The sequence below is a fragment of the Cupriavidus yeoncheonensis genome (assembly GCF_905397275.1).
In the GTDB taxonomy this organism is placed as follows: Bacteria; Pseudomonadota; Gammaproteobacteria; order Burkholderiales; family Burkholderiaceae; genus Cupriavidus; species Cupriavidus yeoncheonensis.
The window spans coordinates 20,983-41,551 of record NZ_CAJPUY010000039.1; the positions used below are offsets into that span (position 1 = coordinate 20,983).

The window sequence follows — 20,569 nt, forward strand, 5'->3', positions numbered from 1 at the left end:
TGACTCCTTGGTCTCATCAGATCACCGCCTCGCCGTTGGGACTGATGATCTGGCCGACCAGATAGTGATCGCCGGCCAGATACGTCACCAGCGATGCATATTCGTCGATCGTGCCAAGCCTGCCCAGCGGGCAGCCCTGCCACAGGCGATTGCGCGCTTCTTCGCCAATCCGCCCCAGATAGGTTTCGAAGGCCGGCGTTGCCACGCCGCCTGGCGCCACGCAGTTGACGAAGATGTTGGCGCCTGCCACTTCATGGGCAACGGATCGCGTGAAGGCCACTACCGCGCCCTTGGTGGCGGAATAGTGCGGACTGTGGGCACTTAGCGCGGAGATGCCCGCGATCGATGCGATATTGATGATCCGGCCTTCGCGCTGCGGCTCCATCAGCTTCAGCGCCTCGCGCGTGCAATAGAACGTCCCGTGTACATTGACACCCCAACAGCGATGCCACTCCTCATCGGAGATCGTGCGGGTAAAGCCCAGCGAGTCGCGCGGTACGGGCAGGTTGTTGTAGTCGTACAGCCGGTTCCGGCGCGCATGGTCTTCCGGCCGGTTCGGGGTGAGCGCCGCATTGTTGACGAGGATATGGATGGTGCCGAACGTGGCACGCGCTTCCTCGAACATCGCGGCGACCTCGTGGCTGGAGGACACATCGCAAGCCACCGACAGACAGCGCCTGCCTTCCGCAAGCACCGCCTCACGCGCGGCGGCAAGTGAGGCGACGTCGATGTCGCAGATCACCAGGTCGGCACCTTCGCGCGCCAGCGCGACGGCAATGCCCTGCCCCAGCCCGGGACCAACGCCCGTGACCAGTGCAACCTTGTTGGCCAGTTTCATGATTCCTTCACGACCGTTCGGCCGCGCCCTTCAGTGCAGACGGCACACCTTCCCGGCGTGCCGTTGCCGACCGCCGCGGCCGGATGGTTACTTCAGGCCCGGCACGGTGAAACCGCGCTGGCCCGGCTTGCGGTTTGGCGCCATGCCGAGTTCGCGGATGGTCTCGTCGGCGCTGTCGTACCATTCGCCGATCCTGTAGATGCGGCGGGCATCCTTGCCACTGGCCACGTCGCGGCCCAGCTCGCGCGCCAGGCGCACGGTCTGCTCGATCTGCTGGACCGAGGTCATGCGCTCGCCTTTCCGGCCCCAAAGGGTGTCCTCGATGCCAACGCGCACATGGAAGCCCAGCGCGATTGCCATCGCATTCATCGGCAGCACGGCACGCATGGCGCTTTCAATGGTCAGCACGGCGCCGTCCGGCGTACGGCGGGCAAACTCGATCATGTCGGCCGGATGCAGACCCGCGGCGCCGCCACCGATCGCGACATAGTTGAGGATCAGCGGACCGCGATACTGGCCCTTGCGGATCAGGCGCTCGACCGTCTCGAGCTGCGCAACGTGGCCGAGCATGAAGTGCGGCTGGATGCCGGCCTTCGTCAGCCTCTCCAGGTGCTCGATGAAGAACGACGGCTTGGCGTCGACCACCATCTCGCTGTAGGCCTTGAAGTACTCGGGGTTCTCGAGGATCGTGCCCTTGACGTCATCTTCGGTCAGCAGCTCGCAGATGTTCATCTGGCTGGTGTTGATGGCGATGGTCACCTGGTCAGGCTTGGGATTCAGCTCCGCCAGCATGTGACGGGTGTCGTAATCCAGCCATTCGGCCGCCTTGCCCTCGCCTTCCGGTGCAAACGAGATGGAGCCGCCGACCTGCAACACCATGTCCGGCACGGCGTCGCGCAGGCGGGCCAGCATCTCGTTGAACATGGACAGGCGCTTGGAACCCTTGCCGTCGGACTCCCGCACATGTACATGGAGTACCGTGGCGCCGGCGTTGTAGCAGTCCACCGCCTTCTGGATCTGGGCATCCATGCTGACCGGAATATCATCCGAGTCCGAAGGAAGCCACTGCGGGCCATAGGGGGCCACCTGGATCACCAGCTTTTCCTGGTTCTCGGGAAGCAGGCTGTCGTCGAGAAAATGCATCGTTGTCTCCTGGATGTGCAGGTCCGCTGCCGTGCGGAACCCGATGCCTTCATTCTGGACAGCATCCCCCCGCTTTGTTTATCCTCACGTCACACATCACGCGCCCCTCGTCATTTGTCAGTGGAAACCCTGAGCCTGAAGCCCCCGGCACGTTCCGTTCCGATCGGAACCCTTGCACGCGTCATCGAAGCATTGGAGGCCCTGGGCACCGACCCATGGCCGATTCTGGCAAGGCATGGCGTGTCGCCGGCCGCCATGCACGAACCGATGGCGCCGGTCGCCCTGTCGGTATGCGCAGCGATCCTCGCTGACGCAGCGGAAGCGTCCGCCTGCCCGCATCTCGGCGTTTTAGTGGGCGCCCGCGCGAATATGGAGAACGCGGGCCCGCTACGCTTGCTGGTCCTGTCCTCCGGCACGGTGCGCGATGCCGTGGAGGGCATTCTTCGCTATGGCCGGATCTGGTACCGGGGCATCGATACCGCGCTGTCCATCCGCGAAGGGTTCGCGTCGTTCTCGGTAGAGATCGACGGCAGCTTCACCGGCCGCGAGGAACTCGCCAGCGCTTACATCGCGGCGAACGTACAGTTGTTCCGCATGTTGCTGGGCAAGGCATGGTCGCCCACTGCGGTCCATCTTTCCCGCCCGTCACCGGTGCGTGCCGGGCCCTACACGGCACATTTCGGCACGCATGCCTTGTTCGGGCAACCCCGCGACGAATTCCTGTTTCCAGCCGAGACGCTCGAGCAGCGTCGCGGTATCACGGACAAGGGGCTGGAGTCGTCCGTGGTCCGGTATCTGAGCGAACTCGAGTCCCATGTGATGCCAGATTTCCTCGGACAGGTCCGACAGGCCATCCGTGACCTGATGCTGCTTGGCGAATGCACGGCAACGCGGCTCGCCTCGCTGTTTGCCGTGCACCGCTTTACGCTGCATCGTCACCTGCAGGACTACGACACCTCTTTCGCGCAACTACTGGACGAAGAACGCGAGGCCCTGGCCGGACGGCTCCTGAGCGGTACGGATATGCCGCTTGGGGATATTGCCGGCGTGCTCGGATTCAAGACGCAGGCCGGATTCAACAAGGCGTTCCTGCGCTGGCGCGGGGTCTCGCCCGGCACCCTGCGCGCCGGACAACGGCGGCGCCCGCGCCTGACGGTGCGTCGCGGTTGACTGGCCCCGGGACCGACATAAGCGTCCGGTAATGCTTTCGCCGTTTTATTTCATTAGTCTGCGGCCTAGCCACGAGGCAGAATTTTCCTCCGCACACGCCTGACATAGCCCCTTATTCATAAGATCCGCGTGTGCCCAGAGGAGACGATATGCATCATCAGATGGCACGGCTGGCCCGCGGGGCCGCAATATTGGCAGCTGCTGCATTAGCGGCAGGTTCCGCCTTTTCGCAGGAAGACTGGCCAGCGCGACCCATCCGCATGGTAGTGCCCAGCCCTGGCGGCAGCGGACCCGACGTCCTGGCGCGCGTGTTTGCCGAGCAGATCTCGCAGGCCCTGAAGCAGCCAGTCGTCGTGGACAACAAGCCCGGCGCCAATGGGCAACTGGCAGTCGATGCCGTGGTACGCGCCCAGCCGGACGGCTATACCGTATTGCTTGCCAGCGCTTCGGCCACGGTCATGAACCAGGCCATCCAGTCCAGGCTGCCATTCAACGTCGTGAATGACCTCGTACCGGTGGCGCAGATCGGGGCCGGTGGTGTATTGCTGGTCGTTGCGCCCGATTTCCCGGCCAGGACGATCAAGGAGTTTGTCGGTGTCGCCAGGGCGAATCCCGGCAAGTACGCTTACGGCACGTGGGGCATCGGTTCGGGCGGCCATCTCGCGATGGCCCAGCTCCAGGCCTTGGCAGGGGTGGAGCTTACCCATGTGCCATACAAGGGTGTGCCGCCCATCATGACCGACCTGCAAGGCGGTGTGCTGAAGGTTGCGTTTGTCGATATCACGACATCGATACCGCTGGTCAAGAGCGGCAAGATCCGCCCGCTGGGCATCACCGGCAAGTCCCGCGCGCCGGCATTTCCCGATGTGCCAACCATGGCCGAACAGGGCTACCCCATGACGAACGAGGGCTGGTACGGCCTGTTCACGCCGAAAGGTACGCCACCCAGGATCGTCACGACGCTGAACCGGGAGATCAACAAGGCATTGCGTTCGCCCGCACTGGCGTCGCGGTTTCAGCAGCTCAATATGGTGGCGGAGCCGCCGCTGACGAGTCCGGAGGAATTCGCTCGCACCGTGCGCAACGACTATGCCACGTGGGCCAATGTCGTGAAGGTCAACAAGATTCAGCCGGAATAGCGCGCGGCTCGCGTGGCACCGGCGGCTGCTGCGCCCGCCTTCTCAGCCCGCCACGGCGAGTTCCGCGCAATGCTGGATGACATCGATGGCGGGAGACGGCGCCTTGCCCGCCATCGTGAATGTGGAGACGGGCAGCAGCACGCCCGGAATCTCCAGTGGCAGGATGCGGGCAAGTCCACGCTCCTCGTAATGGCGTGCGAGGCGTCCCGTCACCACCGCCACGGCCTGCATATCGTCGAGCAACCCCAGCACCAGGCCCGCCGATACCGATTCGACCGGGCTCACCGGCCCGGCCACCTTCATCCGCCGGAAAGCGGCCTCCAGGCTCTGTCGCAGCCGCGCGGTACGCGGCGGCACCACCCATGGAAACGCCGCCAGGTCGGCCCATGTCACTTGGCGACGCGTGGCGTGCGGATGATGCCGGCTGACGATCACGCGCATCACTTCATCGTAAAGATGGCGTTGGGCGATATCGTCGGCGACAGAGCGATCCGCCAGGGCGCCCAGCACGATATCGAGCCGCCCGGTGCGCAACTGTCCCATCAGCACATCCATCGGCGCTTCATAGACCGCGATATTGAGCGCCGCCATGCGCGCCCTTGCGAGCGCGACGATGCGTGGCACCAGCGACCAGGTCGTGCCCGGCATGGCGCCCACGGCCACCGAAGCGGATGCGCCCTGCCCCAGCGCCAGCAATTCATCGCCGGCGCGATCGAGTTCGTCGAGGATCGACTGCGCATAACGGACGAAGCACAGCCCGTGCGGTGTGGGTTCGATGCCGCGGGGCTGCCGTACGAACAGCGGGTAGCCAAGCCCCTCTTCCACTTCCGCCAGGGCCTTCGAGACCGCCGGCTGCGTGATGTTCAGGGCGTTGGCCACACGAGCCACCTGCCGGTATTCCTCCAGTGCCATTACCAGACGGAGATGACGCAGCTTCAGACCGGTACGAAGAAAACCTATGGCATCCATGGGTGAAATCCCTGAAATAAGCAATTCGTTGAGATTGCACCCGGAAAGCCGGGGCATCGAAAAGCGGCAGATATTACCGTACGGTTAGGCCAGGACCACCATTTTTCATTATTCATCCGCGCTTGCCGTTTGCACAATGCCCTCACCAGCCACATCGTGGCCCGGACCCAAGAGAATCAAGGAGACGAAGATGGCAGCAACGCAAGACCTGGCGGAACCGCGGGTTGTCGATACGCCAGCGGCCTGGACCGCCGCGCAAATGGCCGGCCTGAAATCGGAATGGGTCATCCGCCTGAGCGACGACGACATCGCGCAACTGGATGCGGCCCTGGCTCATGCAAAAGCCCTTGGCCTGTCCGTCCCGACCATTGGCAAGGACACGTTCCCGCTCGGCAGCCTCGCGGCAAAGCTCGAAGACGTACGCCAGCGGCTGGAACAGGGGCTTGGCGTGGTGCTGCTGCGCGGCCTGCCCGTGGAGCGCTATTCGAAGATGGATGCCGGGGCCATCTACTGGGGTATTGGCATGCATCTGGGACGAGCCGTGGCACAGAACGCGTATGGCGATGTGCTTGGCCATGTCTGGGACCTGGGCAAGGACCCCAAGGAAGACATGACGGCGCGCGGCTACCAGTCCCGCCACCGGCTGCCGTTTCACACCGATGGCGCCGACGTGGTCGGGCTGCTGTGCCTGCGCACCGCCAAGCGAGGGGGCATGAGCAGCATCGCCAGCTCCATGGCCATTCATAACGCGATGTTGCAGGAGCACCCCGAGATGCTGGCGCGCCTCTATCGGGCCTTCGCGTTCGATCGCCGCCACGAGGAAGCGCCGGGGCAGGCGCCGTTCACCATGACCCACGTTTTCTCATGGCACAACGGCCGGCTGTTCAACAGGTACATCCGCAGCTTCATCAATACCGCACAGCGTTTCCCGGAGGCACCGCGCCTCAGCGCCGAAGACATGGCGGCGCTGGACCAGTTCGACGCCTACACCCAGGATGCCCGCTTTCGCATCGACATGGAACTGGCGCCGGGCGACATGCAGTTCCTGAACAACTACGTGGTCCTGCATTCGCGCACGAGCTACGAGGACCACCCCGAACTCGATCGCAAGCGCCACTTGCTGCGCCTGTGGCTCTCTACGCCCGGCCTGGCCGACGTGCCGGATAGCTTCCGCTTGCGCTACATGCTCACCGACACCTGGGCCAGGAATCCGCGCCCACCCATCTATGACGTCAACCAGATCATGGGCGTCACCACCCACTGAGCCCCCCATCACATCGCGCAATACAGGAACAGAACGCACCATGACAACTTTGCTCGGAAAGACGGCTTGGATCACTGGCGGCGCCAGTGGCATCGGGCGCGCCTGCGCGCTATCGCTGTGGCGCGCGGGGGCGACGATCGTCGTATCGGCTCGCACACAGACCGCGATTGACGCCCTGGTGCGCGAATGTGGCAACGAACGCGTCATCGCCCTGCCACTGGATGTCGCGGATCGCCGCGCGGTGGAGGCGGCGGCCCGCCAGCTGCAGGAACGCGTTGGGGCAATCGACATCCTCGTCAATGCGGCGGGCATCAACGTCGCCAACCGCAAGCTGACGCGCCTGACGCCAGCCGACTGGGACCAGGTCATCGACATCAACCTCAACGGCGCCTTCTATTGCATGCACGCGGTGCTGCCGGGGATGCGCGACAAGGGCGCTGGCACCATCATCAATATTTCCTCCTGGGCCGGCCGCTTTGCCTCCGCGCTGACCGGCGCGGCATACGGCGCAAGCAAGCATGCCATGGCCGCCATGACGATGTCCGTGGCCATGGAGGAATGCGCGAACGGCATTCGCGCCTGCGCGATCTATCCCGGAGAAACCGCCACACCGATTCTGGTCAACCGACCCACCCCGCCATCGGCGCAAGACCTTGCACGGATGCTGCAGCCGGAGGACGTCGCCGCCGCGGTGGATTTTGTCCTCGCGTTGCCGGCACGCGCCACCGTGAACGAACTGGTCATCAGCCCGACCTGGAACCGCGCATTCCTGGGGTTTCAGCCCCCGCCCAGGCGCGACTGACTGACACCGCAGGCACCCCGGAGATCAACCGCCCCCGTTGCACGTTGCGCTGGCGCGTTGCCGGGTTGCCGCGGCAACGAGACACCAGGAGTACACGATGAACCGAAGAAACTGTCTTCATGCACTGTTGTCGATGGCATCGATGGCAAGCCTGCCGTGGAGTCCCCGGGCCCGCGCGGCGTCCTGGCCGTCACGGGCATTGCGCATGATCGTGCCTGGCGGCGCCGGCTCGGGCACCGACCTGATGGCCCGGCTCTTTGCCGAGCCGCTGGGTCGCGCGCTGGGGCAACCAGTGGTGGTCGAGAACCGTCCGGGCGCCAACGGCGTCATCGGCAACGACATGGCCGCGAAGGCGGCACCTGACGGCTACACGCTGCTGTTCAGCAACGCCTCGGCGATCGCCGTCAATGCCGCACTGCGCGACGCGCTGCCCTATGACACGTTCAGGGACCTGGCACCCGTGGTCCAGGTCAGCGCCGGCGGTGTGCTGCTGGTGGCCGCCGCCGGCACGCCGGTGCGCGATCTCGGCACGTTCGTGGACTATGTCCGTCAGCATCCGGACGTGGCTTACGGCACGTGGGGCATCGGCTCGACCGGACACCTGACGATGGAAGCCATTGCCCATGCGAAGGGACTTCGCCTGCGCCACGTGCCTTACAAGACCATGGGACAACTGCTGACCGACCTGCAGGGCGGCGTGGTCAGGCTGGCATTCGTCGATGCGAGATCGCCCGTTCCGCTGGTTCAATCCGGCAAGCTCGTGCCGATCGCGATGACGGGCACGCGCCGCACGCCCCTGCTGCCCGGCGTCGGCACGCTCAAGGAACAGGGTTTCGATTTCGACCTGGATGGCTGGTATGGATTCTTTGTCCCCTCTGGCACTTCGGGCACTACGGTGGCGCGGTTCAATCTCGAAATCGCACGGATCATGCAGGACCCCGCGTCCCAGGCCGCGTTCTCGCGGCAGGGCGTGGTGTGGGTGCCGAGAAACTCGCCTGACGCGTTCGCAAGCGTGATTCGCCATGATGTGCAGGCGTGGAAGCGCATCGTGGCTGCAGCGCATGTTCAGGCGGATTGAGCCATGTACCCGGACAGGCGCAGATAAAAACAGGTGACGCCAGGATAAGCGACATCAGCGGATGACCGCCACAATCCATGCGACGAACGATGCGAGATCTCACCATGAAAATGCAGGACAAAGTAGCCCTTGTGACCGGAGTGGGCCCCGGGCTTGGCAAGGCCATTGCCGTCACTCTGGCACGCGAGGGGGCAAGCGTGGTGATCTGCGACATCGACGAGGGCGCCCTCGCAGACGCGCAGCAGGCCATCGAAGCAGCAGGCGGTGCATGCCTGGCGGTACGTTGCGACGTGTCGTCGAGCGACGAGGTCAGTAACATGTTTGCCGCCGCCGTCGCGCGCTTCGGAACCGTGCACGCGCTCGTCAACAATGCCGCGCTGGTGCCGAACCGCCCGATCGATACGGAACGCCGCAACCGGTTCTACGCCTACATGCAGACTCCGGTCGCACGCGATACGCTGGCATTCACCAGCGAGATCTCCGACGCGGAATGGATGCGGTACTGGGGCGTGAATGTGCACGGCGTCTTCTTCTGCACGCGTGAAGCACTCAGGCTCATGCAGCCACAGCGCTACGGACGCATCGTGAATATTGCGTCTGTCGCCGGCACGTCCGCAAAAAGCGCGCACAGCCCGCACTACAGTGCAACCAAGGGAGCCGTGATTGCGTTCAGTCGCTCCGTCGCCATGGAAGTGGCGGGTGCCAACATCTTCGTCAACGTGATGGCGCCAGGTGGTGTAGCCACACCAGACTTCAACGCCTACCTTGACGGCATTGGCGATGCAGGCAAGAACCGGCTCTGGCAAGGCTGCCCGTCCGGGCGCTTTGGAACACCAGAGGAATATGCCAGCACCGTACTGCATCTGGCCAGCGATGAGCACTACCTGGTGGGACAGGTCGTGAGTCCCAACGGCGGATCGGTCATCTGAGTTCAGTATTGACGCTAGCCACCTCCCGATCCGTAGACCCCACGAATCGGCGATGAACCCTTTCTTGCTCCTCGGCGTGTCCCGCGGGGTGTGGTGATGACGGGTTGTCGCCTGTCGCCCAACCTCTGCTTACCCCTCCTGAGCCCCGTCTGCGCCTAAACTGGAAAATCCCGGGCCGCACGCCCACGTACCGGAGCGCCTTATGCCAGACGCCGCCATCACGGCCGCCGACCATGCTGTCGGCCCCGACACCGCCAGGGTCACCGTCGTCGAGTACGGCGACTTCGAATGCGAATACTGCCGCATGGCCTACGGCGCCATGAAGATCCTGATGGAGCACTACGGCCCGCAGGTACGCTTCGTCTACCGCCACTATCCTATGTCGCACTGGCATCCGTCGGCCGAAGCCGCCGCCGAATGCGCGGAAGCGGCCGGCGCGCAGCAGAAGTTCTGGCAGATGTACCGCCTGCTGCACGAAAAGCCGGAAGGCCTCAAGCCCGACGCGTTGCGCCACTACGCCGGCATGCTCGGCATGGACCTGGACCGCTATGACCAGGACATGTCCGGGCACGCGCACCTGCCGCACATCCGCGACGACATGCGCGGCGCCACGCGATGGCAGGTGCGCGGCACGCCGTCATTTTTCGTCAATGGCGTGGTGCAGGATGTGACGTTCGGCATGGAGCGGCTGCAGCGGGCGATTGATGTGGCGCTAGCCGCCTAGCACTTCCGCCGCCAGCTCGCTCTCCAGCCATTCGCGAAAACGCCGCACGCCGCTGCGGGCATTGGGCGACTCGACGATGCGATAGGTCATGCCGTCGGACACGTACTGCGGCAGCACGACCTCGAGCCGTCCGCTGCCGAGCAGCGGCAGGACCAGCGGTGTGCGTCCGATGGCCACGCCCGCGCCCTGCGCCGCGGCGTTGAGCACGTGCTCGTATTGCGAGAAGTAGAGGCAAGGCTGGCGGGCTGACTGCGCCAGGCCAAGGCGCGCATACCATTCGGGCCACGACATCCACGGGAAGCGGCCGGCCGGATCGTGGAATACCAGCAGGGGCTGGCGGACGAGGTCCGCCACGTCACGCACGCGGGCGGCCACGGCCGGCGCCGCCACCAGCATCAGGCGTTCGCGCAGCAAGGGTGTTTCATCGGGTGCGGCCGGCGCCAGGCGGATGGCAAGGTCAAAGCCCTCGCGCTCAAGGTTGGCATTGGCTTCCGACGCATCCACGCGCACGTCGATGCCCGGCGCGATGGCCGTGAAGCGCGCGAGCTTGGGGACCAGCCACAGCGATGCGAACGACGGCGTGGTGGTCACGGCGATCGAGACGCGCTCCGTGGACAGCAGGCGGTCTACCGCATCGCCGAGCTGAGCGATCGCGGCCCGCGCGGCTTCATAGAGCTGGCGGCCTTCGGCGGTCAGGGCGAGCCCCTTGCCGCCACGCACGAACAGCGCAACCTCCAGCACGTCTTCCAGGCTCTTGACCTGCTTGCTCACGGCCGACTGGGTCAGGCACAGCTCTTGCGCGGCGGCGGTGAAACTCAGATGGCGCGCGCTGCTTTCGAAGCCGCGGATGGCATCGAGCGAGATCGCACGCAAGGCGTTGGCACTGGCCTGGCTCAGGAGGGTCATGACGGGCAGGAATACCTCGGATGAAAACACTTCCGGCCACGCCGGCCGGATCGCGCCAACAATGATGTCACGGACTTGCCTTCCCGTCAGGCCGCAAGGAGATCGCCGTGACAACGAAGCAACTGTGGACCCTTGGCGGTGCCGCGACCTGCACGATCAGGCTGCATGTCGGCGACTGCCTGCGCTGCCTGCACGGACAGGTCTGGATCACGCGCGAAAGCGCGGACCGCGACGAAGCCGTGCGCGACATCGTGCTGAACGCCGGCGAGCACCTGCGCGCGGAGGCGGCCATCACCTGCTTTGTTTCAGCCTTGCGTCGCCGGCCCGCCTGCGTAGCGGTCGATGCCGAAGCTCCGGCCAGACAGTCGCCCAGCGCTGTCGCCCATTCTCTCCTGGAGGAAAGCCACACATGACGGACCTGATAGAAGCCGAACGCCATGGCCAGCACATGCTGCTGGTCCTGAACCGGCCAGAAAAGCTCAACGCGCTCAGCTACCCACTGATCGATGCGCTGATGGCGCGGCTCGATGCCGCCGAGGACGATGACAGCGTGCGCTGCGTGATCCTGACCGGCAAGGGCACGCGTGCCTTCAGCGCGGGCGCCGATATCGCCGGCTTTGCACCGGACCTGGAGGCGTCGCCGGAACAGGCGCTGCGCCGCTTCCTGATGCGCGGACAGGCGCTGACACGCCGTATCGAGACATTCCCCAAGCCGGTGATCGCGGCCATCAACGGGCTGGCGTTCGGCGGGGGCTGCGAAATGACGGAGGCCTGCAGCCTCGCCGTCGCCGCGGAACATGCCACCTTCGCCAAGCCCGAGATCCGGCTCGGCTTTCCACCGACGTTCGGCGGCACGCAGCGGCTGCCGCGGCATGTTGGGCGCAAGCGCGCCAACGAGATGATCCTGACGGGCGACGCGATCAGCGCCGCCGAGGCGGAGCGGATCGGGCTGGTCAACCGCGTGGTGTCCGCCGGCACGCTGTTGCGGGCCTGCCTCGACCTGGCGGACCGGATCGCACGGCACTCGCCCATTGCTGTCACCGCCTGCCTGCGAGCGGTCACGCGCGGCATCAATGTGCCGGTCGACGAGGGGCTGGCGATCGAAGCCATGCAGTTCCGCGTAGCCGCCGCCAGCGCGGACGCGCGCGAAGGTACGCGCGCGTTCCTGGAGAAGCGCGAGCCGGTTTTCACCGGCCGCTGAAGCTCAGGCGCTTCAGGCTTCGAGCTTTGCCGCCGCGTCGCGCAGCGCGGTGCGCAGGCCTTCTTCCACCACCGGGTGGTAGAACGGCATGGCCAGCATCTGCGCGATGGTCAGGCCCTGCTGGCAGGACCACGCCAGCAGGTGCGCGATGTTCTCCGCCCGCGGGCCGGTCCATTCGGCGCCCAGGAAGCGGCCGGTCGCCTTGTCGGCATACACGTGCATCAGGCCACGGTTTTTCAGCATGACGCGGCTGCGGCCCTGGTCCTCGAAGCTGACCTCGCCGGTGACGAAGCTGCCTTCGGCCAGGTCGGCAAAGCGCTGGCCGACCATGGCGATCTGCGGATCCGAGAACACCACGGCGATCGGCGCGCGGCGAGCCAGCGGCTTCACCCGGGGGTACGTGGCGGCGTTCTCGCCAGCGGCCTTGCCTTCATCGGCGGCTTCGTGCAGCAGTGGCAGGATGTTGTTGGCGTCGCCCGCAATGAACACCGGCGCTACGCCGCACTGCAGCGTGGCGGGATCGAACAACGGCACGCCGCGCGCATCCAGTTCCAGGCCGGCGTTCTCCAGACCCAGCCCGCGCACATTCGGTTCGCGGCCGGTCGCGGCCAGCACGTAGTCGAAGGTCTCCGTGACGGACTTGCCGTCGCGGTCGGTGTAGGTGATGCGGGCCAGCTCGCCATCGCGCGCCATGTCCGTGACATTGGCCTCGGTATCGAGGTAGAACTCCTTGCGGAAGGTCTCGTTCGCGTAGCGGCGGATGACAGGGTCGGTCAGCGGACCCAGCGAACCTCGCACACCGAAGACGCGGACCCGCACGCCGAGGCGCGACAGTGCCTGGCCCAGCTCCAGGCCGATCACGCCGGGACCGAACACGGCCACGCTGCGCGGCAGGTCGTCCCAGGCAAACACGTCGTCATTGACGATGAGGCGGTCGCCGAACACATTGAACGGTGCCGGCACGACCGGACGCGAACCGGTGGCGATCACCACGCGGCTGGCACGCACGGTGACGTCCCCATCGGCGGCAGCCACCTCCAGAGTGGTGTTGTCGACGAAGCGCGCATAGCCACGTATGCGGTCCGCCTCGGGGATGGTCTCCACGCCGCGTACGACGAAGCCGACGAAGCGGTCGCGCTCGCTGCGGACACGCGCCATGACCTCGCGGCCATCGATGCGGATATTGCCATCCACGTGCACGCCGAACGCCGCCGTGTGGCGCAGTTCGTGCGCGGCTTCGGCGGCGGCGATCAGCAGCTTGGACGGCATGCAGCCCACGCGGGCGCAGGTGGTGCCATACGGGCCGCCTTCGATGATCACGGCGCGCTTGCCCGCGGCAATGGCGGCGCGGTAGGCGGCGAGTCCGGCGGTGCCCGCTCCGATGACGGCGACGTCGGTCTGGATGGTCTTCATGGCGTACGGTTCCTTCGCTTCAGTGATTTTGTTCGAGATCGATCTGACATCAATCGGCGGACTGGATGGCGCCACGCGGACAGCGCGGCGCCATCGGGTCCGGCGACTGCCGGACCGCGCAAGGGCGGTCGTGACAGGAATTACTGGCCCAGGTACTGCTCGAGCGCGGCGGCACCGCCGATCAGCCTGCCGTTGATGAACACCTGCGGCGCGGTCATTTCACCGGACACGGCACCGAGAACCTTGCCGCGCACCTTGTTGTCTAGCGGCACTTCGATGTATTCGTAGCCGGCGTCCGAGAGCTGCTGCTTGGCCTTGGCGCAGAACGAGCAGCCCACCTTGGAGAACACCACCACCTGGTCCGGGCGCTTGGCGTCGGGGGCGATGTGGTTCAGCATGGTGTCGGCGTCGGAGACCTTGAACGGGTCGCCCGGCTCGTCCGGCTCGATGAACATCTTCTCGACCACGCCGTCGCGGACCAGCATCGAATAGCGCCAGCTGCGCTTGCCGAAGCCCAGGTCGGCCTTGTCCACCAGCATGCCCATGCCTTCGGTGAACTCGCCGTTGCCGTCGGGGATCATGGTGATGTGCTGGGATTCCTGGTCCTTGGCCCACTCGTTCATCACGAAGGTGTCGTTGACCGAGACGCACAGGATCTCGTCAACACCCTGCTTCGCGAACGCCGGCGCCAGTTCGTTGTAGCGTGGCAGGTGGGTCGACGAGCAGGTCGGCGTGAAGGCGCCGGGCAGCGAAAACACGACGACGGTCTTGCCGTTGAACAGTTCACCGGTGGTGACGGTCTTCCACTCGTTGTCCTGGCGGATGCGGAAAGCGACATTGGGAACGCGTTGGCCTTCACGGGATTGCAGCATCGGAATCACTCCTTGGTTTCGGTGGTCTGCTGCGTGTTGCAGCGATGGACCCGATTGTGGAGATCCCCATGTGATTTGTATAATTCATCGTTTCAACAGCATCGATTGTCATCACCTATCAATCCCGGATTAGCCTCCCCTGATGGACAGGGGAAAGCGTCTCATAACACACATAAACTTCACAATGATCCAGACAAGTGCCCTATCATGCGGCCATCTGTTGACATCATCGGAATCACCATGGCGCTCATGACCCGCCCTGTCAGCCTGCAATCCGGCCGCCGGCTGATCCCCCTGCTGCCCCTGCTGGTGCTATCGCTGGCACTGGCCTGCCCGGCCGCCGCGGAGACGCTGCGCAAGCCAGCCCTGGATGCGCTGATCGCCGCCAACAAGTCCGGCGCGCCGGCGAGCCTGGAAGCGTTCCTGACCAGCGCTGCCAAGGCAGAGCCTGCGGTGGCGCCGGCCGTGGCTGCCTGGCAGGCAGGATCGCCGCTCAGCGGCGAAAACCTCGTCAATATCGGTCGCCTGCTCGGTGTCTACAACCGGCTGCACAACGAAGCGGCGGTCATCGACACCATTGGCAAGATGGTTGTGTTGCGCACCGTGCGCGACGAGAAGATCCCGCAGCACGAGAACCCCGCCATCATCGAATTCGGCAAGCTCGTCGAAGGCATGGCGAAGTCCTTCGGGCTGGTCTATCGCAACGTCGACAACCGCGTGTTCGAAGTCACGTTGCCCGGCACCGGCCTGGACACCTTCGGCATCCTGACCCATGCGGACGTGGTGCCGGCCGTCGCCGACGAATGGGTGCTGGACAACGGCACGAAGCTCGATCCGTTCGCCGTCACGCGCGTGGGCGGCTACCTGTACGGCCGCGGCACCATCGATGACAAGGGCTCGATTGCCGCGGCGCTCTACGCCATGAAGACCGTCAAGGAAAGCGGCGTGCCGCTGGAGCGCAGCCTGCGCCTGATGATCGAGACCACCGAGGAAACCGGTGGCGACGGCATGAAGTACTACCGCGAACACAACGCGCTGCCCGACTACAACATCGTGCTCGACAGCAAATACCCGGCCGTGGTGGCCGAGAAGGGCTCGGGCGCGCTGCGCGTCATGTTCCCGACGCTGGCCACGGATGGCAAGCGGCCGGCCATCGTGGCCATGCGCGGCGCGGCGTCGGCGAACAGCGTGCCCGAGACCGCCGTGGCGCGCATCGCCGGCGGCAATCCGGCCGCCGTGATGACCGCGCTCGAAGGCGCCCGCGCTGCGTTCATCCGCAAATACACGCCGCAGGGCGGCAAGTTCAGCATCGACGTGAAGCGCGACGGCAATGACGTCGAGGTCAAGGTAACGGGCGTGTCCGCACACGGCTCGCGTCCCGAAGAAGGCGTCAACCCGCTGCCCCGGCTGGCCCTGTTCCTGCAGACATCCGGCCTGCAACTGGCCGACAACCAGTACCTGCGGGCCTCCCGCTATATCAGCGACCTGTACGGGCTGGGCTACCTTGGCGAGAAGATGGGTCTGGCCTATCGCGACCCGTTCATGGGCCCGCTGACCATGTCGCCCAACCAGATCCGCGAGCAAGGCGAATTCCTGGAAGTCACCACCAATGTGCGCATGCCGCGCGGCAGCACGCCGGAGGCGCTGAGTGGCAAGGCGGCGCAACGCATCTACAAGTGGGCAGCGTCCACGGGTTCCACGGTCGAGATCAAGCATGACCAGGGCAACTGGATGGCGCGCGACCCCAAGGGTGCCTGGCTTTCCACCCTGCTCAACATCTTCGGCGACACCACCGGGCTCGAAGCCAAGCCCGTGGCCACCGCCGGCAGCACCACCGCCAAGCTGCTGCCCAATGCCATCAACTTCGGTCCGGCCATGCCCGGCAAGAAGTACACCGCGCACAACGCGAAGGAGTACAAGGAAGTCGCCGATCTCGACCTGGACCTGCAGATGTTCACCGAGATGATGGTGCGGATCGGGAACCTGGGAAAGATGCAGTAGGGGGCAGCGTTCAGGCGGCTTGCGTTACGGGCAACCCGGCAAGAAAGCTGTGGATCTGCGCGACCACGGCCGCGCCCTCGCCGACCGCGGCGGCGACGCGCTTGGTCGAACCCGAACGCACGTCGCCGATCGCGAACACGCCCGGCACGCTGGTCTGCAGGGGATACGGCACCGCGGACGCGCAGCCCAGCGTCCCCCCACCTGTGCGCACGAAGCCCTTGTCGTCGGTCTCCACATTGCAGGTACGCAGCCACGACGCGTTGGGATCGGCACCGATGAACAGGAACAGGTGCCGCACCGGCAGCGAAACCAGTTCGTCGCTTTCGGCGGGCGCGTGATAGCGCACTTCAGAGAGCCAGCCATCTCCATTCAGCGCACGGATTTCCGCATGGCAGTGAAGCTGTACGTTTGGCAGTCCCGCAATCCGGTCGATCAGGTAGCGCGACATGGTGGCGGCCAGCCCCTGGCCGCGCACCAGCATATGCACCTGCGCCGCATGCGTCGCCAGGTAGACCGCAGCCTGTCCGGCCGAGTTGCCGCCGCCCACGAGCATGACGGGCTCGTTCTTGCACAGCTTGGCCTCCACGGGCGAGGCCCAGTAGTACACGCCGCACCCCTCGAAGCGCTCCAGCGCGGCAATCGCCGGCCGGCGGTATTGGGCGCCCGTGGCGATCACCACCGTGTGTGTCGGGATCATGCGGCCATCGGCCAGCTCCAGCCGGATCGGGTCCATGCCGCAATGCAGGGCCTTGACCTCGAGCGGAATGGCAATGTGGGCGCCGAACTTCAGCGCCTGCACAAACGCGCGCCCCGCCAGCGCCTGGCCTGAAATGCCGGTAGGAAAGCCAAGGTAGTTTTCGATCCGCGCGCTGGCACCGGCCTGCCCGCCCGGCGAACGGCAATCGATCACGGCCACCGACAGGCCTTCCGACGCGGCATACACGGCCGTGGCCAGGCCGGCCGGGCCGGCGCCCACCACGATCACGTCATAGACGTGCGCCGGGTCGAATTCGGGCAGCAGCCCCAGGCAGGAGGCAAGCTGCCCTTCGTCGGGCGCGCGCAGCACGCGCCCGTCCGGGCAGATCACGAGCGGGAAGTCCGAGGCCGGCGCGTTCGCGAACTCGCTCAGGCCCGAGCAATCGCGCTCGGTGTCCATGTCGATCACCGTGTGGGGATGCCCGTTGCGGCGCAGGAACGCCTGCAGCGCCAGCAGCATTGGCTCCGTGCCGTGCCCGACCAGCACCGGACCGCTGCCGGACTCGATCAGCCCGACACGGCGCAGGATCAGCGCGCGCATGATGCGCTCGCCCAGTTCGGCCTCTGCCACCAGCAGCGCGCGCAGCCGGTCGGGCGGGATGACGAACCCCTCGGAATCGGTCAGCGCGCGGCCGTCCACCAGTGACGGGCGCCCCGTCAGGGTACCGACTTCGGCGGAGAACATGCCCGGCCCGATATCCGTGACCAGGTGCTCGCGCCCGAGCCCGTCGCGGCGGATGATCTGGATGCTGCCGCTGACCACCACGTACATGCCGCGGCCCGCCTGCCCGACCGAAAACAGCTGGTCGCCGGCGTGCCAGCGCTGCGGTGTGCCGAAGTGGCGCATCCGCGCGACTTCCTCGGCGCTGAGCGTCGGGAACATCTGGTGCAACCGGGATTCCAGCGTGGAATATGGCGCGTCGAGGCTGGCTGCCGCCTCCGTGCCCTGCCCTTCCACGCCCGCCGTCAGTTCCGCCTGCGCCATGCTTGCCCCCGCTCACTCAAGGATTTGTCGACTCTCGCGCACACCGGTCGCTGCCAGCGGTCGCACCTCATCGATAGTAGTCCGCGGCGGCGCGAATGCGAGGGCAAGGCCGCGTGGCGGGCGCAGGCAGTTGCGTATTGCGCCAGCTTGCGCTTGAATGTCCGCCTTGCCGGCTTCGGCTTACCGCACCACGACACGAACCCCTGATGAGCTCAACGCCCGCATCTCCTTCCCGCCAGCCAATCCGTACCCTGACCCCGATCGAAGGACGCGTACTCGGCGTACTGCTGGAAAAGCAGCACACCGTGCCCGACACCTACCCGCTCTCGCTCAATGCGCTGACCGCTGGCTGCAACCAGAAGACGGCGCGTTCGCCGGTCATGAACGTCACGGAAGCGGAAGTGGTGATGGCCATCGACAGCCTGAAAGGCCTGAGCCTGGTATTTGAAGGCAGCAGCAGCCGCGTGCCGCGCTTTGAACACAATATGGGTCGCGTGCTGGGCGTGCCCTCGCAATCGGCCGCGCTGCTGGCCATGCTGCTCCTGCGCGGGGCGCAGACAGCGGCCGAACTGCGCCTGAACACGGTGCGCCTGCATTCTTTTGCGGATATCTCGTCGGTCGAAGCCTTCCTGGACGAACTGGCAGAACACGAACCGCCCTATGTCGTGAAGCTGGCCCGCGCGCCGGGCGAGCGCGAGCATCGCTGGATGCACCTGCTTGGCGGCGAAGTCAGTGTGGAAAGCCTGGCCGCGAGCGGGCCTGCCGCGGCGGAAGAGAGTGTCGCGCCCTCCGAGCTCGAACGGCTGCGCGCCGAGCAGCGCGAGCTTTCCAACCGGGTCCAGCGACTGGAAGCACTGGTCGAGCACATGGCCAGCCAGCTTGGCATCGACCCTGACGCCCTGCCCGGCTGACCTTGGATAGCCGGGGAGACCCAGCCCGGCTATCGTGCGGGATTAGCCAGATGCACTCATTGAACCGAGCTGCTGCGTCAGGTAGCTGCTCGTGTTCTTCATCTGCGACATGATCATGTCCAGCTGCGTGAACTGCTGGCGATAGTTGTCGATCGTGGCGTTGACCATGGTTTGGGTCGAGTCGTACTGCGCGCTCAGGTCCTTCAGCGTCCGGTTGATGCCGTCGGTCGCGGAAGTCAGCGCGCCATTGGTACCGGTCATCGCCGAGACCAGATTGCCGATCGCGTTGCCAAAGCCGGTCTTGCCGTCGCTGTTGCTGAACAGCGCCGCCACGCCGGCCATATTGCTGGTCATCGCCGTGGACAGCTTGTCGGTGTCGAGCGACAGGGTGCCGTCAGTCTGGAAGGCGACCCCGACCTGGGACAGCACGGTCAGCGCATCCTTGCCCCCGGCCTGCGGCGTATCGAGTGCCTCCCGGATCTGCGTCTGGATGTTGCGCAGCACGCCGTCGCCGGTCAGCGGCGAGGCCTGCTGGCCCTGCGCGGCGGTCGGGTCGAACGCGGACAGGCTGGTCTCCGTGCTCTGGAGGCTGTTATAAGCCGTGACGAACGCCTGGACGCCGCTCTCGATGGCCGCGGTGTCGTGCTGAACGCTGACGACCGATATGCCGGTCTGCGACAGGGACATGGTCAGCCCCTGGATCGCCGACACCTGGTTGCTGGCGCTCTGGATGGCGATATTGTTGACCGACAGCGTCGCATCGCGCGCGGCGACGGTCTGCTCAAGGTTCTGCGTGCCGGCGGGGTCATTGGCCACCAGGCCGGCCAGCGCATTGCCGCCATCCGAGGAGGTCGCGGAAATGCGCATGCTGTTGGTGGCGCCGGTGTCGTTGGCAGTCAGCACCAGGCGATACGGCGAGCCAGAGCCGTCATTCAGGATCGTCGCCGTCACGCCGGCATTGGCCGAGTTGATGGCGTCGCGGATGCCTTCGAGCGAGTCATGGCTGCTGTCGATGTTGATATCGACGCCCGTACTGCCGTCCTTGGCCGCAAAGGTCGCGCCGGTGTATTTGCCATAGGTTGCACTGCTGCTGTCGGTATCGACCGTGCCGCCGCTGATCGTGCCGAAATCGATGTGGATCGTGCCGGTGCCGATCGCCGCATCCTCCTTGGCCTGCCCTGCACTGACCAGCGACTGCGCCTGGGCCAGCGCGGTGACATCGACCGTATACGTACCCGGTGACGCGCCGGTGGTGCTCGAAGCACTCAATACGTCGGTGTTGCTCGATGCGATCTTGGTCGCGTTGAAGAAATCCGGCTGGCCGAGCCTGGCCGCGGCAGACTGGAAGGCGCTAAGCGCGCTACTAAGAAGCGTTAGACAGCATGAGCGATGGGATCGACGTGGCACCCAAGGTCGGCGAGACGTTTGAGCAGGCGTCGAATTGTTTTCTCGGCATGATGGCGGTCGA

Annotated in this window: 19 protein-coding genes; 11 read left to right on the plus strand and 8 right to left on the minus strand. The window is 65.6% G+C overall.

Annotation, left to right across the window (positions count from 1 at the left end):
• Nucleotides 1-16: 16 nt before the first annotated feature.
• Both KHO22_RS30900 and KHO22_RS30905 read right to left on the minus strand, forming a co-directional pair.
• Nucleotides 17-838 carry an SDR family NAD(P)-dependent oxidoreductase gene (locus tag KHO22_RS30900; RefSeq protein WP_211950990.1) on the minus strand — a complete coding sequence of 274 codons (822 nt, stop codon included), beginning with the start codon at nucleotides 836-838 and terminating at the stop codon, nucleotides 17-19.
• Nucleotides 839-925: 87 nt separating this feature from the next.
• Complete coding sequence (locus KHO22_RS30905) at nucleotides 926-1,981, minus strand: beta-keto acid cleavage family enzyme (RefSeq protein ID WP_211950991.1); 1,056 nt, start codon at nucleotides 1,979-1,981, stop codon at nucleotides 926-928.
• Nucleotides 1,982-1,996: 15 nt separating this feature from the next.
• Between KHO22_RS30905 and KHO22_RS30910 the strand changes: the two genes are divergently transcribed.
• On the plus strand, nucleotides 1,997-3,151 hold the full coding sequence (locus tag KHO22_RS30910; RefSeq protein ID WP_211950992.1) for an AraC family transcriptional regulator: 1,155 nt from the start codon (nucleotides 1,997-1,999) through the stop codon (nucleotides 3,149-3,151).
• Between the two features lie 260 nt (nucleotides 3,152-3,411).
• Entirely contained in the window at nucleotides 3,412-4,290 is an 879-nt protein-coding gene (locus tag KHO22_RS30915; RefSeq protein WP_211950993.1) for a Bug family tripartite tricarboxylate transporter substrate binding protein, read from the plus strand.
• 42 nt (nucleotides 4,291-4,332) lie between these two features.
• Here the strand turns inward: KHO22_RS30915 and KHO22_RS30920 are convergent, their stop codons facing one another.
• Nucleotides 4,333-5,316, minus strand: coding sequence for a LysR substrate-binding domain-containing protein (locus KHO22_RS30920; protein WP_211950994.1), 984 nt, complete (start codon nucleotides 5,314-5,316; stop codon nucleotides 4,333-4,335).
• Between the two features lie 133 nt (nucleotides 5,317-5,449).
• On the opposite strand from KHO22_RS30920, the gene KHO22_RS30925 reads away from it, so the two are divergent.
• The 5 genes from KHO22_RS30925 to KHO22_RS30945 all read left to right on the plus strand — a co-directional run bounded on the left by KHO22_RS30925 (nucleotide 5,450) and on the right by KHO22_RS30945 (nucleotide 10,056).
• Nucleotides 5,450-6,523 (plus strand): TauD/TfdA family dioxygenase, encoded by a 1,074-nt coding sequence (locus KHO22_RS30925; RefSeq protein WP_211950995.1) that lies wholly within the window; start codon nucleotides 5,450-5,452, stop codon nucleotides 6,521-6,523.
• Nucleotides 6,524-6,563: 40 nt separating this feature from the next.
• Nucleotides 6,564-7,325, plus strand: coding sequence for an SDR family oxidoreductase (locus KHO22_RS30930; protein ID WP_211950996.1), 762 nt, complete (start codon nucleotides 6,564-6,566; stop codon nucleotides 7,323-7,325).
• Nucleotides 7,326-7,422: 97 nt separating this feature from the next.
• A complete protein-coding gene (locus tag KHO22_RS30935) occupies nucleotides 7,423-8,403 on the plus strand; it encodes a Bug family tripartite tricarboxylate transporter substrate binding protein (protein WP_211950997.1) in 981 nt (326 codons plus the stop codon).
• Nucleotides 8,404-8,507: 104 nt separating this feature from the next.
• Nucleotides 8,508-9,332 carry an SDR family NAD(P)-dependent oxidoreductase gene (locus KHO22_RS30940; RefSeq protein WP_211950998.1) on the plus strand — a complete coding sequence of 275 codons (825 nt, stop codon included), beginning with the start codon at nucleotides 8,508-8,510 and terminating at the stop codon, nucleotides 9,330-9,332.
• Between the two features lie 202 nt (nucleotides 9,333-9,534).
• Nucleotides 9,535-10,056, plus strand: a complete 522-nt coding sequence (locus tag KHO22_RS30945; RefSeq protein WP_211950999.1) for a DsbA family protein — start codon at nucleotides 9,535-9,537, stop codon at nucleotides 10,054-10,056.
• Here KHO22_RS30945 and KHO22_RS30950 read toward each other — a convergent pair.
• The gene (locus KHO22_RS30950) at nucleotides 10,045-10,962 is read right to left on the minus strand and encodes a LysR substrate-binding domain-containing protein (protein WP_211951000.1); all 918 of its coding nucleotides are present in this window, start codon (nucleotides 10,960-10,962) and stop codon (nucleotides 10,045-10,047) included. The two genes, KHO22_RS30945 and KHO22_RS30950, sit on opposite strands and share 12 nt — an antisense overlap.
• A gap of 107 nt (nucleotides 10,963-11,069) precedes the next feature.
• Here KHO22_RS30950 and KHO22_RS30955 point away from each other — a divergent pair, with 107 nt between their 5' ends.
• A complete protein-coding gene (locus KHO22_RS30955; protein WP_211951001.1) occupies nucleotides 11,070-11,375 on the plus strand; it encodes a DUF2917 domain-containing protein in 306 nt (101 codons plus the stop codon).
• A complete protein-coding gene (locus tag KHO22_RS30960; protein ID WP_211951002.1) occupies nucleotides 11,372-12,163 on the plus strand; it encodes a crotonase/enoyl-CoA hydratase family protein in 792 nt (263 codons plus the stop codon). Before KHO22_RS30955 ends, KHO22_RS30960 begins: the two co-directional genes overlap by 4 nt.
• A 12-nt stretch (nucleotides 12,164-12,175) precedes the next feature.
• Here KHO22_RS30960 and KHO22_RS30965 read toward each other — a convergent pair whose 3' ends face one another.
• Complete coding sequence (locus tag KHO22_RS30965) at nucleotides 12,176-13,576, minus strand: dihydrolipoyl dehydrogenase (protein ID WP_211951003.1); 1,401 nt, start codon at nucleotides 13,574-13,576, stop codon at nucleotides 12,176-12,178.
• Between the two features lie 140 nt (nucleotides 13,577-13,716).
• On the minus strand, nucleotides 13,717-14,448 hold the full coding sequence (locus KHO22_RS30970) for a glutathione peroxidase (protein ID WP_211951004.1): 732 nt from the start codon (nucleotides 14,446-14,448) through the stop codon (nucleotides 13,717-13,719).
• Nucleotides 14,449-14,697: 249 nt separating this feature from the next.
• On the opposite strand from KHO22_RS30970, the gene KHO22_RS30975 reads away from it, so the two are divergent.
• Nucleotides 14,698-16,449: a dipeptidase gene (locus KHO22_RS30975; protein WP_230427100.1), complete on the plus strand. Its 1,752-nt coding sequence runs from the start codon at nucleotides 14,698-14,700 to the stop codon at nucleotides 16,447-16,449.
• Nucleotides 16,450-16,459: 10 nt separating this feature from the next.
• Here the strand turns inward: KHO22_RS30975 and KHO22_RS30980 are convergent, their stop codons facing one another.
• Nucleotides 16,460-18,190 carry an FAD-dependent oxidoreductase gene (locus KHO22_RS30980; RefSeq protein ID WP_211951006.1) on the minus strand — a complete coding sequence of 577 codons (1,731 nt, stop codon included), beginning with the start codon at nucleotides 18,188-18,190 and terminating at the stop codon, nucleotides 16,460-16,462.
• A 206-nt stretch (nucleotides 18,191-18,396) separates the two neighbouring features.
• On the opposite strand from KHO22_RS30980, the gene KHO22_RS30985 reads away from it, so the two are divergent.
• The gene (locus tag KHO22_RS30985; RefSeq protein ID WP_211951007.1) at nucleotides 18,397-19,101 is read left to right on the plus strand and encodes a YceH family protein; all 705 of its coding nucleotides are present in this window, start codon (nucleotides 18,397-18,399) and stop codon (nucleotides 19,099-19,101) included.
• Nucleotides 19,102-19,143: 42 nt separating this feature from the next.
• Here the strand turns inward: KHO22_RS30985 and fliD are convergent, their stop codons facing one another.
• Nucleotides 19,144-20,508, minus strand: coding sequence for a flagellar filament capping protein FliD (fliD, locus tag KHO22_RS30990; protein WP_230427099.1), 1,365 nt, complete (start codon nucleotides 20,506-20,508; stop codon nucleotides 19,144-19,146).
• Nucleotides 20,509-20,569: the final 61 nt, after the last annotated feature.